Here is a 13,222-nt window from a genome sequence, read left to right as displayed (position 1 = left end):
TTTTTTCGATATACTAGAAATTCTGGTTAAAGCTGCTAACCCCAGCACTAAGTAAATTAATACTTAAACAAATCTTAATTTAGCCTTCATTGACCCAAAACTGCAAGGATAAGGAATAGACAAACCATGTCAAAGAGCGATGTTCAGGTAATGCTGACCAAGGAAGTGAAAAAACTAGGAAAAATAGGAGATTTAGTAGGTGTTGCGCCTGGCTACGCCCAAAACTACCTGATTCCTAAAGGATTCGCCGTACGCGCTACACCAGGAGTAGTTCAAGAAGTAGAACGACGCAAGGAAGCAGAGCGCCAACGCTTACTTGCTATCCGCCAGGAAGCAGAAAGCAAAAAAGTGGCACTAAGCACGATTGGCGGCTTTATCATCAAAAAGGCGGTGGGCGAAGGCAATAGCATTTTCGGTACCGTTACCGATCGCGAAGTAGCGCAACTGATCGCCCAAAAAGCCATGATGGAAATCGATCGCCGCGATATTTCCGTACCTGATATCAAAAAGATCGGTAACTATGACATTGACATCAAGTTGCATGCTGAGGTGACTGCCACGATTAAGCTAGAAGTCGTACCGGAATAAATTAGCTAAAGCTATAGCCAGCAAGCTTAGGGTAGGGTGCAGGGGTTCCACCCCTGCGTGGGGGCGCAGACCCCACACCCCCTGTAATAACCGATCTGTCTACAGCTATATCAGCTATTAGCTATTAGCTTTTTAAGTATGGCCAATGAGTTTGAAGGAGTAGGCGATCGCCTGCCACCTCAGAATATTGAAGCGGAAGAGGCAATTCTGGGGGGTGTCCTGCTCGATCCAGAAGCCATCAGTCGCGTGATCGACCTGTTGCAGCCCGAAATGTTTTACGTCGTGGCGCATCAGGAAATTTTTCGCGCCTGCCTGCAACTGCACGGTCAGTCCAATCCGACGGACATGATGAGCGTTACCACCTGGTTGAGCGATCGCGAGCTGCTGGAGAAAGTCGGCGGACAAAGCAAGATCGTGCAGCTTTGCGATCGCACGGTCAGCGCCATTAATGTTGACTATTACGCCCAGCTCGTCGCGGAAAAATACATGCGCCGTCGTCTGGCGGAAGCGGGTCGGGAAACTGTCAATATTAGCTACGACACCAGTGTCGAACTGCCCCAAGCGCTCGATTTAGCCGAGCAAAAAATATTTGCCGTCACTCAATCGCGCGCGCAGCAGGGGCTGACCCTGGCTGGTGACATCCTCACTAAAACTTTCCAAGAGCTAGAAAATCGCTATAACCTCAGTACTTCCGGCACCAACTATCCTGGTCTGGCTACTGGTTTTTACGATCTCGATTCCATGACTCAGGGCTTTCAGCGCTCCGATTTGATCATCATTGCGGGCAGGCCATCGATGGGCAAGTGTTTGGTTGCAGATAGCGAAATTGTCCTGGCTGATGGTAGCATCGCCAGGATCGCCGATCTTTACCACCGCCGTCAAGCGGAGTTATTTACGCTCAAACCTAACTGGCGGTTTGGGCTTACCCAGCCTTCTGCCTATGTCGATGATGGTATTAAGCCTGCTTTCCGCGTTACCACCAGGTTGGGTAGGTGTATCGCATCAACGCTGACTCACCCTTACTTAACTATTAATGGATGGAGAGCGTTGTCTGACCTGCGATCCGGTGACAAAATTGCTGTACCGCGCAGGCTAGCGATATTTGGTCAAGAGCGACTGCGAGAATGCGAAGTTAAATTACTGGGCTATTTGCTAGGGGATGGCTGCTTAACTGATACCACTCCAGAATTTACTAATACTAATCCTCTCCTACTACAGGATTTTACGAATGCTGTACGGGAATTTGCCAAGCTAAAAGTTCGCTTAGATGAATCAAATAGCACCCGTGCAACTAGTTTATGCGTCTCTGTCGATCTCCGAGGACAGCCAAATTACCTCACGATCTGGCTCCGAAAACTAGGGCTATGGGGCAAAAATTCTCATGCTAAGTTCGTGCCGGAAATTATATTCAAACTGGAGCGATCGCAACTTGCTCTCTTTCTAAACCGCCTATTTGCCACTGATGGCTGGGCTTGCGTTCTGGCTAGCGGTCAGTCACAACTAGGCTATGCTTCAGTCAGTGAAAAGCTAGCACGTCAGATTCAGCATTTACTCCTCAGGTTTGGAATTGTGGCGCGGCTGAAAAAGCGGGCGGTAAAGTACAAATCCCAGCTAAATCAGGCATGGCAACTTGATATCACCGATGCAATTTCAATTAAAACTTTTATCTCTGAAATAGGTATCTTCGGCAAAGAGGCAAATTTAGAGAAAGTACAGGATGCCTTAGGCGATCGCAAATATCAAACGAACTGCGATCTAATCCCAATCGGAATTTGGGAACAAATTGCAGTTGCTAAAGGCAAGGAATCATGGATAAATCTGGCACGTCGCGCTGGTATTAGAGGTGAATCCAACATTCATGTTGGGGTACGCGCTCCTACTCGCGATCGTTTGTTGACACTTGCGATGGCTTTAGAAAATGACGAATTGCAGAACCTTGCAGTTAGTGATATTTATTGGGATGAAATTGTTGAGATTGAACCTGTGGGGATGAAACAGGTCTACGATCTGACAATTCCTGAAACCCATAATTTTGTTGCTAACGATATTTGCGTCCACAACACGGCATTTAGTTTGGCTACCGCCTATAAAATGGCGAGTTTACACAAACTGCCCGTAGCGATCTTTAGTCTGGAAATGTCGAAGGAGCAGCTCGTCTATCGTTTGTTGGCGAATGCTTCGAAGATCGATAGCAGTCGGTTGCGATCTGGGCAAATTAGCGAACATGAATGGGGCACGATCGCCAATGCGATCGGCACTCTTTCCGATCTGCCAATTTTTATTGACGATGCCGCCAATCCATCGATTATGGAGTTGCGCTCTAAAGCCCGCAGATTGCAGTCCGAAAAAGGCGGCGCGCTCGGTCTCATTTTGATCGATTATTTGCAATTAATGGAGGGTTCCGGCTCCGACAACCGCGTGCAGGAGTTATCTCGCATCACGCGATCGCTCAAAGGTTTAGCACGGGAGCTACAGGTACCCGTAATTGCGCTTTCGCAACTCAGTCGCGGCGTAGAAGCTAGAACCAACAAGCGCCCCATGCTCTCCGATCTAAGAGAATCAGGTTGCGTGAGTGGAGATACCCTGATTGCTCTGGCGGACAGTAGCGCTCGAGTGCCAATTCGAGATTTAGTCGATCGCTCTGGCTTTGCTGTTTGGGCGATCGATGAAACCAGCTTGAAGTTAGAAAAAGCTATTGTTAGTAAAGCTTTTTGTACTGGCATTAAGCCTGTCTACACGCTTACAACTCGACTGGGTAGGAATGTTAAAGCGACTGGCAATCACAGATTTTTGACAATTCATGGCTGGAAGCGCTTAGACGAATTGCAACTTGGCGATCGCCTGGCTCTACCCCGCCATATTCCTAGCTCTACCCTGCAACTTATGAGCGATAGCGAACTCGCTCTACTTGGTCATTTAATCGGCGATGGCTGCACCCTCCCCCGTCATTCTATTCAGTACACTACTAAAGAGCATGACTTGGCAGAAATTGTGCAAAACTTAGCAATTCAAGTATTTGGAGATGCTATTGAACCTCGCATTAAGTTTGAGCGAAATTGGTATCAAGTCTATCTATCTGCTAGTTATCACTTAACTCATAACGTTAAAAACCCTATTGCCAAATGGTTAGAAAACCTAGGAGTTTTTGGACTTAGATCCCACGAAAAATTTGTTCCCAGTCAAGTATTCGAGCAACCTCAAGAAGCGATCGCAATTTTCTTGCGTCACTTGTGGAGTACAGATGGTTGTATCAGACTGAGCAAGAATAGAAATTACTTTTCGATCTATTATTCTTCTAGCAGCGCAAGGCTAGCAAGTGATGTGCAGTCGCTATTACTACATCTTGGCATCAATGCCAGAATTGGAATACTTTCACAAAAAGACAAGGGGAGAGATCAATATCAGGTAGCTATAAGTGGTAAAACAGACGCATCAAAATTCATCGATTTGATTGGAGCTGTCGGGAAATACAAACAGGCAAGCTTACAAGAAATCTCTAATTACATTAGAAGTAAGTTTGAAAATACGAATAGAGATGTCATACCAAATGATATTTGGCAGATATATGCCATACCGGCTATGCAAAACAATAATCTTACACAACGCCAAATGCAGGCTCAACTAGGGAATGCATATTGCGGAACCAGTCTTTATCGACAAAATACGAGCAGGGAGAGGGCAACAAGACTGGCTGAAGTTGTTAAATCTGAGGCAATAGCCAGGTTAGCAACCAGTGACATTTATTGGGATGAGATCCTATCTATAGAACCTGATGGTGAGGAAGCAGTCTACGATCTTACGGTTGAGAGACTGCATAATTTCATTGGCAACAATATTGTTCTGCATAACTCGATCGAACAGGATGCAGATTTAGTGATTAACTTGTATCGCGATGAATATTACAACCCCGATAGTGCCGATCGCGGCGTGGCGGAGGTTATTATTGCTAAACACAGAAATGGCCCCGTCGGCACCGTGAAATTACTATTCGAGCCGCGATTTACATGGTTTGAGAATATGGCAACGTCAACACAAAGATAATGCAACGACGACAGGTGATATGGGGCTTAGGGGCTGTAACTTTGGGTTTAGGCAGCGGTGGATGCAGTCTATTTGCCGACCCGCAGCGACTGAGAATTGTGGGCTTGTCCGGCTCCATACCCAGCAAGATCGTCGAACAATTTGAGAAAAAATTTGGTAAGCCCGTCGAATTTGTCGCTGCCAGAACTCCACCCGAACTGTGGAAAGCACTCCAGGAAATTAATAAAAGCCAGGATGCCAATAATATTCCCGATGTCATGAGCTTGAGCGACGGTTGGCTCAACATGGCAATCGACCAATCGCTGATCCGACCGTTTTCAGAACAAGAACTAGCCCAGATTCCCCAATGGCAAAATCTCGATGTCAAATGGAAAAATAGCGTCACCCGCGATCGCCAGATCTTAAAAAAGCTGGCACCATCCGACCTGGCCGAAATTGTCCAGTCACCCCAACCCCTGGATCGGAAATGGCAAAGCCTGCTTACCCGCGAACCTCAAAAAGTATGGGCCGTGCCGTACCGTTGGGGCACGACCGTAATTGCCTATCGTACCGATAAGATCCCCTTTGAAATTACCAGTTGGGCAGACCTGTGGCGACCGGAGCTGCGGCAAAAGCTGAGTTTGCCAGACGATGCCCGCGAGGTAATTGGCATCGCGCTCAAGAAACTCGGTAAAGCCTATCAAACTGCCGATCTAAATGCGGTACAAAGTTTGGAGTCCGAGTTAACCGCACTCAATGCCCAAACGCGCTTCTATTCCTCCGATACTTACCTCCAACCCCTCATGATTGAGGATACCTGGGTGGCGGTGGGTTGGTCGCAGGATATGCGCCGTGCCTTGCAACAAGAACCACAAATTAAAGTAGTTGTCCCCAAGGAAGGGACTGCGCTCTGGGCCGATCTATGGGTATTGCCCAAGCAAAAGCTGTTGCAGGAAACGCGACCGCAAAACCTTGACTTTGTGCGCCAGTGGATTGACTTTTGCTTGCAACCAGAAATTGCGGCTCAGATTACCGCGCTTACGGATGGCACCACGCCAATTACAGATTTAGCCAAAATACCTGCTAGCGTCAAAGCTAATCCGCTAAAATTTCCGCAGCCCGAGGCGATCGCCAACAGCGAAACCCTCCTGCCCCTCTCCCCAGAAACTACGGCGCAATACGAACGGTTATGGCGTAAAATTCGTTGGGGGTTGGGATAGAGATAACCGATGGGGTCGCAGGGGCGCAGCCCCCGACATGGTTTTCCCTCTCCCTCAGGGAGACGGGTTAGGGGCGAGGAACATAATCCGCATAATCCGCATAGGTTAAGTAAATTAATTATGGCTGTCGATTACGATCTGGCGATTATTGGTAATGGTGAAAAAGCTGTGTTGTTGGCACAGCGAGCCGCGCAACTCAAGGCAAGAGTCGCATTAGTGACTGAAGCCAGCGCTCTCGAATTCGAGCATCTCCTGGCTTGCTTGGGGCAAATGTTGCGCGATCGCACGCCGCCCGAGCAATTTCCTCAAGCGATCGCCCGCACTCAGCAAGACCTGTATGCCTACAATCGACTGGAATTCTTACAGGCACTAGGTGTGGATGTAATTTTGGGAACGGGACAATTTAGCGATCGCGCTACCTTTACCACCGCCGCTCCATCATCGCGAGACATCCGGGCGCGAGCTTTTGCGATCGCTGGCGATCGCCCGCCGCAATTACGTCAGATTATGGGATTGGATGAGATTGCGCCATTAACCTACGAGCATTTGCTGCATCTGGATAAATTACCAAAACAAGTAGCTGTCATTGGTGGTAGAGCGATCGATTGCACGATCGCCCAAATCCTCTGTCGCCTGGGATATCAGGTTGCTCTATTCACAGATGGCCCCCATATCCTGGCCGATCTGGATGTGGAGATTGCCAGAATCTTACAGGCACAATTGGAAGTTGATGGAGCAAAGATTTACACCTCTACGCGCATTACCGCCGTTACCAAGCTAGAGCGCTCTACCTATCAGGTGTGGGCGGGCGATCTTACCTTTCGCTACGAACAGATTCTACTGCCCTCATGGCATCTCAACTATCTGCAAGCTCCCTACGATCGTTGGGAAAATCAGCTCAATCTGGCGCGTGCGGGCATCTCTTTTTCAGTGGGCGAGATCCGCGTAAATCGCAAGCGACAAACTACAAATCGTCGCATCTATATTTGCCAACATCGCACGGATATACATACCATTCTCACAAATACCCTATTTCTGCCCATCGCCAAAGTTGCAAAACAAGATCGAGCAATGGTACCGCAGGCGATCGCCATGTCACCCCCCAATGCCAGTGTAGGCATGAATGAAATTGAGGCAAGATTGCAATACGGTCAGGATTTATATGTTTTACACCAGACTGATGGAGAAAATCCTGGATCGTACAAGTTGCTCTGTCGGCACAATGGCAAAATTGTCGGAGCGCATGCGGTTGGGAGTAATGCGATTTCTCTGATTGAAACAGTTGCGATCGCCATGCACTCAAAACTAAATATCTACCAACTATCGCGCCTGTCGGATGCAGTACCAAGCCCGATCGCCCAATTGGCAGTCAAACTAGACGAACAGATTTACAGCCGCAATCTCCGCAAACAAAGATGGCTAGAGAGATGGTTTAACTGGCGGCGACAATGGGATATTCGATCGCCAGACCTAGCTCAGCAAGCTTAAAGTCTTTCGTAACAGTTCAGCCTGGCTAAAAGGCTTCGGCAGATAATCCGTAGCACCAGCTAGACTTGCCTTAGCGCGATCCATCAGATTCCCCGTAATCATCACAATGGGTGTCTGCTTTAAGGCAGGATTCTTGCGTAGAAACTTGCAAAGATCGTGACCATTAATCTGAGGCATCATTATGTCTAGCAAAATGAGGTCGGGCTTAATCTTTTGAATTTGTACCATCGCTTTGCGCGGATCTTCAAATGAAAATACCTCAAAATCGTTATCATCTAGGAAGCGATGGATCTCTCTAAGTACTGCGGGGCTGTCGTCTACACAAACAACCTTATACGTAGGAGTTTGACCGATCGCAGTATCTAACTCTGGTGTCAGGGGTTCTTCGCGATCGCTATTCTCTTCACCTCGACCACCATTAATCAACCGAAGTGCAAATTCTTGGAATGCATGTGGGATAGTAGATGGGATTTTGGGTAGGCGATCGAAAGGTTCTTCGGGATCCCTTAAAACTATTATTTCCTCAGTAATGAAAGGTATTAAACTGGCAGCTAGTTTCAGTTCGTCTTTTTTCAACAAGGTAGCTAGATGTCTAAAGCTAAAGCCATGCAGAATGGAGCTAAATTTTTGATGCAACTGTAGCTCGGGCAGTAGCTTCTTTTGCTGCTCGGTTGGCCCAAAAAAGTAGGGACGTTGATATACTGACTGGATGTGAGGTGAGAGTAGCTGCCAATAAGTCAATCTTTGGAAGCATTGCATTGCCAGGTTGGTGAAATCTAGCCTGCAAAGCGTGAGTGGACTACCAATCTGGCTAATATATTCATAGCTGACTTCTTCTAACCAAAATAGAGGCTCGATGGATTCTAATACTAAGCCTTGAATAACTAAAGATGCGCGATCATCCGTGAGATATTGATGAGTTACTAACCAGCACAGGGCTGAATAATCATTAGTTTGGAAGCTGGGATTGCCAGTATCCTGGTTAATAGGATGGGAAACATGCTTAAACATGGAGCGTAGCTCAGAAAACAGTTCCTTAGTTAAACATGGAACTTCCAATCTCAAACGAGATAAATTACCAAGCAGGCGCTCAAATGGTTCAGCTGAATTATTGACATAGGTCACCATGCCATTCTCTAACCGCACGATCCAACTAATCCGATCGCTGTTTAAGCGAACCAGCCCAGTTACTCGATCGCGACAAAGCTCGTCTAAAATTTTTAGAGGAGAACCCTTAGCCAGACTCTGACTATCCGTAAAGATGGTTCCCTCACGATCTTCCTGCCACACTGAAATAGAACGAGCTTTGGAAGCTCCTGAAGTCATGTTAGACATAATTGCAACATAGAATAATATTAAGTTAAATAATTCAGCGACACAGTCGTAGGGGTACTAAGGCGACAAAACTTAGAATTTTGCACCCCTAAGACTCAGCGATGACCTCAGACTAACAAAAGATAGTAAGTAACCAGTAAGGAAAAGGTAATGAAATCGTAAAGAACCCGCATTATTCATGAAGAATAAAAAGAAAGAGCGATTTGGACAAATTCCGAAGCCGCGTTCCACTCCCGCACCCCCTCCTAAACCCGGCGGTGACAGCTATAACTCAAAAAAAATCCCTGGCTAGAGTTGCCAGGGGTAATCTTGAATGCTCTATCTCGATATATATATTGACCGCATTCTGACCTGCTGTATGCGATCGCGATCGCACGATCTGTGCGATCGATCTAACAATCCACAATCAAACCTGCCCTACACCATGTCGGGCAATACCAAATCCGCATTAATTACCCCTTATTGGCTGGCGACTGGCAGTCGCGGCTGCACAAACAAAATCTGCCTGCGCGGACTTCAAGTAAAAAGGGGTTAGCAAACCAGGATTTGGTATAAGTTCTATTGATTCTTTGGCTCATTGCCCTTAACTTGGTTGAGTTTCACGGCATAGTAGCCAAGCGTAGTGGCAACGGTGAAGCCAGTGAGGAACAAGGCGACTAAAATGCCGCCACCTGTGGTGTTAATACCAATTTGCCCCAAAATTCCCTTGCCAGTTACTACTTCGCTAGCTAGTGCTGCCAGGAATCCAAGCATGGCCATCCGACCGTTCCAGATTTCGGCAAAGTTACTGAAACCAAATACGCCCTGACCGGATGGATTGACGTTGAGTTCGTCCAGATTAATCTTGTTGATGGTTGTGCTGGTGGTTGAGTTAGTAGCAATATTGGTGGTCATAAACTTCCTGCCGTTCGTTTCTAAGCTTGCGAAAATTATGTCAAGTTTTGTTAAGTATTGTAAATCTGTCGCAGGAAATAATCGCTGGGCGAGCAGCAAAGCGACGAGCGATCGCCAGGTTATAGCGGTTTTCAGATGAAAACGAGAAGGGGGTTTGGGGGCGTTGCCCCCAAGAAGGGGTTCTACCCCTTCACCCCGTCAATAAAACCTGTTCTCAATTGAAAAACGCTATAATTCCGGGCATCAGTGCAGAAGCTGCCCTTTTCTCCTTTTTGAGAAAAGGAGGAATTGGAGAAGAGTTCAAGTCCGCAGTACGTATCCAACGCTGCGAACGGTGTGAACCAGGCGCTTCTCATTATTTGCTTCCAACTTGAGGCGCAAATAGCGGATATAGACTTCGATGATATTGGAGTCGCCCATAAAGTCATATCCCCAAACTTTCTCTAAAATTTGGTCGCGGGTCATGACCTGGCGCGGATTTGTCATTAAATATTCCAGCAGATCGAACTCCTTCGCTGTCAATTCGATTTCTCTTTCCCCTCGATGCACCATGCGCGTGCGTCGATTCAGAGTTAAGTCCTCAAATTCCAAGATATCTCGATCCGGTTCGTGGGTGCGCCGTAGATGGGCGCGGATTCTCGCCAGCAGTTCCTCAATGCTAAAGGGCTTCACGACATAATCATCAGCCCCAGCATCAAGACCGGCAACGCGATCGCTAATTTCATCTTTTGCGGTTAAGAGAATGACTGGTACGTCGCTACCCGTAGCGCGCAAACGACGGCAGACTTCTAATCCGGTCAAGCCAGGTAGCATCCAGTCCAGTACGAGCAAATCGGGAGATGATTCTCGTGCCATCATCAGCCCCGTTAACCCATCGTGAGCGACGCTGATGCGGTATCCCTCACAGCTTAACTCTAGTTCGACAAATCGAGCGAGTTTAACTTCGTCTTCAACTAAGAGAATATGACTGGTCATAGTGTTCTTAACTTAGCCCTAAACTACGGCTGGTAAACTAATTGTGAACGTACTGCCTTCACCGCAACGCGATCGCACTGCAATCGTTCCGTTCATTCCCTCAATCGACATTTTAGCTGTTGCCAAACTGCGATCGCCGCCAGAGGCGGCAGCAGGTCGAGCAACATTGATGCGGTAAAAGCGGTCAAACAGGTTCGCCTGTTCTTCTAATGGAATATCGCGACTGCGATCGCTAATTTGGAGGATAGCTCGATTGCCTTTCAGATCCAGCCCGATCGAGATATCGGATTGTGGGTTAGACCGATCGAGCATGTAATCGATTATCCACATGACTGCCTGCTTGAGTCTCGTGCGATCACCCGCGATCGTAATTGGCGAGTTAAATACCTCAAGCGTAATACTCGGCATCGGCATCGGTGAGTCGCGCACCATCTCTACCACCTCCATAACTAATATATTCAGATCGAGATTTTCCCAATCGAAGTCGGTATAGTCATTATCTAACCGTCCCTGTTCTAATAATTCCTGGAGTAATTTTATTGTACGATCTGTTTCCTGCGTCGCAATCTCTAAGCCTTTGCGTTGAGCGGAGGTAAGATTATTGCTGCGTCGTAATGCACTTTGTAGATAGCCATACACAACTGTGAGTGGAGTTCGTAGTTCATGGGAAATAATATCGATTAACTGCTGCTGTTGCTCTTGCAGTCTGGAGATGCGATTGTCAGCATTGCGATCGGCATTATCCATTGTTTTTAGCCGATCCGGTAAGGTTTTTGAGCTAACTTGGGGATTGGATTCCGGCACTGATTCAGTCGATATCCGATCGACCCTGCGAAGTGCTAGTATTGACTTGGTATAGAAAAAGCTCCCTACGCTCGTACCAATTATCGCAAGCGCGCTAGCTTGGGAGATCCTTTTGTTCATCTCCGCTATTCTAGCAGATGAACTATGTGTCTGACTTGCATGCATCAGGATTTGCATTTCCCAGTGAACGTAGCCAACCACAGTTACCGTTCCTAAAATAGTAACGATCGATATCCCTATTGGCAATGAAATCTGTAATGGTAGCTGTTTAAGGTAACGGAGCAACCAATATTTAATCCGATAAATTTTTCTCCCATACCTTGTCAACATATCATTACATTGCTTGCATTAAGTATCTCGAATTGTTCCTCAGGCGATCCACGTTTAGCAAAATATAGCGGTTTTCACTTGAGAACGGGTTTTATTTTTGGGGTGAAGGGGTTCCACCCCTTCTTGGGGGCAACGCCCCCAAACCCCCTTCTCGTTTTCATCTGAAAACCGCTATATACTGAAACCATCACCCCCTAAGCTGAAGAAAAATAAAGTGGGAGTTCTGTCTGCGCAACTCTTAACTGTGAGGGTGCTAGATAAGCATAGATTACTGTTTCTCTCTATTCCTAATATAGCCGTAGACAGATCTGTTAGGACAGGGGGTGTGGGGGCTGTGCCCCCACGCAGGGGTGGAACCCCTGCACCCCATCCTAAACCTATTGGCTATAGCTATATATTTAACTTTAGCTGTAGTAGTTAGATATATGATGAAATACGCATAATTAAAATCTGAGTTTTTGCTGAGAAAAAACAGCAAGCAAGATAAATCTACTTCTCAGCGATCGCTAATGGTAATCGCCTTTAATAGAACTAACGTTCCACTTCTCCTGGCTTATGCCTAAACTAATTACTCTAATTATGCAATTCCCAAGCAGAGCTTATCTGGCAATCGCCACGCTCATTTTTGGGGCGGCAAATGCCGTAACGCGCCAACTCCACACCCTCGGCGCGCAACATCTCGTGGAAGGGAGAAATCCCATTTCTTTTTGCAATAGCTTGTTCGTCGGCAATCTGTGCGCGCTAATAGTTCTGATCTTAATTTATCACCGCGAATTAAATGCCCAACGGTTAAAGCGCATAACTTGGAAAGACTGGATGGCATTAACAATTGTGGCGCTTCTGGGCGGGGCTTTAGCACCTGCCTTGATTTTCTCAGGTTTAGAGCTGACTGCAGTGAATAATGTGGTGTTGATCGGGCGGATCGAACCACCGATCGCGCTTGCCCTGTCCGTCTGGTTGCTTCGCGCTAAAGTTAACATCTGGGTTGTAGCTGGCGCGATCGCCGCGTTTATGGGAGCAGCCCTTACCGTTTTACTCCAACAAGTAGGTTTTAGTTTGGGTAAAGGCGAACTCGCGATCGCGATCGCGGCTCTAGCTCTAGCTGTATCGGCAATTATCAGCAAAGTGCAGCTCAGTCGCATTCCATTAGGTATTTTCAGCGTTTTTAGAATGTTAGTTGGAACTTTAGTTTTCTTTTGTGTAGTCCTCAAACTCTACGGAGTGGAACATTTCATGGATGTCTTCTCTCCATTCCTCTGGCAATGGATGCTGGTTTACAGTGCTGTTATCGTTGTTGGGGGTCAGTTGGCATGGTTTATGGGATTAAGGAAATCCACAGCGTCGGAGGTTTCGCTCGCTAACTCGTTTAACCCCATCGCAGGCATATTGGGCGCTTATTTTATTTTAGGTGAGGTGCCGAATATGGCTCAATACATTGGCGGCAGTTTAATTTTGCTCGGCATCGTACTGGGGCAAATTGGCATATCGCGCATGAGCGATCGCGCCGCTACACGCATGCCCGTGGCGATCGCGATGGATATGGAAGTTGGCTTTAAAGGAGTTTGAAA

Annotated in this window: 10 protein-coding genes; 6 read left to right on the top strand and 4 right to left on the bottom strand. The window is 47.1% G+C overall.

What is annotated here, in order from left to right; all coding sequences use genetic code 11:
- Positions 1-126: 126 nt before the first annotated feature.
- From rplI to PSE6802_RS0112145, 4 genes are all read left to right on the top strand, one after another.
- Complete coding sequence (gene rplI / locus PSE6802_RS0112160; protein WP_019500336.1) at positions 127-588, top strand: 50S ribosomal protein L9; 462 nt, start codon at positions 127-129, stop codon at positions 586-588.
- A 138-nt stretch (positions 589-726) separates the two neighbouring features.
- Entirely contained in the window at positions 727-4,629 is a 3,903-nt protein-coding gene (locus PSE6802_RS0112155) for a replicative DNA helicase (protein WP_019500335.1), read from the top strand.
- On the top strand, positions 4,629-5,828 hold the full coding sequence (locus tag PSE6802_RS0112150; RefSeq protein ID WP_019500334.1) for an ABC transporter substrate-binding protein: 1,200 nt from the start codon (positions 4,629-4,631) through the stop codon (positions 5,826-5,828). The genes PSE6802_RS0112155 and PSE6802_RS0112150 overlap by 1 nt, the downstream gene beginning before the upstream one ends.
- Before the next feature lie 120 nt (positions 5,829-5,948).
- Positions 5,949-7,316 carry an FAD-dependent oxidoreductase gene (locus tag PSE6802_RS0112145; protein ID WP_019500333.1) on the top strand — a complete coding sequence of 456 codons (1,368 nt, stop codon included), beginning with the start codon at positions 5,949-5,951 and terminating at the stop codon, positions 7,314-7,316.
- Here the strand turns inward: PSE6802_RS0112145 and PSE6802_RS0112140 are convergent.
- Positions 7,299-8,651, bottom strand: a complete 1,353-nt coding sequence (locus PSE6802_RS0112140) for a response regulator (protein WP_156815504.1) — start codon at positions 8,649-8,651, stop codon at positions 7,299-7,301. The two genes, PSE6802_RS0112145 and PSE6802_RS0112140, sit on opposite strands and share 18 nt — an antisense overlap.
- Positions 8,652-8,964: 313 nt before the next feature.
- Between PSE6802_RS0112140 and PSE6802_RS0112135 the strand changes: the two genes are divergently transcribed.
- The gene (locus PSE6802_RS0112135; protein ID WP_019500331.1) at positions 8,965-9,186 is read left to right on the top strand and encodes a hypothetical protein; all 222 of its coding nucleotides are present in this window, start codon (positions 8,965-8,967) and stop codon (positions 9,184-9,186) included.
- Between the two features lie 23 nt (positions 9,187-9,209).
- Here the strand turns inward: PSE6802_RS0112135 and PSE6802_RS0112130 are convergent, their stop codons facing one another.
- From PSE6802_RS0112130 to PSE6802_RS28775, 3 genes are all read right to left on the bottom strand, one after another.
- Entirely contained in the window at positions 9,210-9,545 is a 336-nt protein-coding gene (locus PSE6802_RS0112130; protein ID WP_019500330.1) for a chlorophyll a/b-binding protein, read from the bottom strand.
- A 300-nt stretch (positions 9,546-9,845) separates the two neighbouring features.
- Complete coding sequence (locus PSE6802_RS0112125; RefSeq protein ID WP_019500329.1) at positions 9,846-10,520, bottom strand: response regulator transcription factor; 675 nt, start codon at positions 10,518-10,520, stop codon at positions 9,846-9,848.
- Between the two features lie 18 nt (positions 10,521-10,538).
- A complete protein-coding gene (locus PSE6802_RS28775; protein WP_019500328.1) occupies positions 10,539-11,654 on the bottom strand; it encodes a sensor histidine kinase in 1,116 nt (371 codons plus the stop codon).
- A gap of 579 nt (positions 11,655-12,233) precedes the next feature.
- Here PSE6802_RS28775 and PSE6802_RS0112115 point away from each other — a divergent pair.
- Positions 12,234-13,220 (top strand): DMT family transporter, encoded by a 987-nt coding sequence (locus tag PSE6802_RS0112115; RefSeq protein WP_225902671.1) that lies wholly within the window; start codon positions 12,234-12,236, stop codon positions 13,218-13,220.
- Positions 13,221-13,222: the final 2 nt, after the last annotated feature.

The organism is Pseudanabaena sp. PCC 6802 (assembly GCF_000332175.1).
GTDB lineage: Bacteria > Cyanobacteriota > Cyanobacteriia > Pseudanabaenales > Pseudanabaenaceae > PCC-6802.
This window is presented reverse-complemented; position numbering and strand designations above follow the sequence as displayed.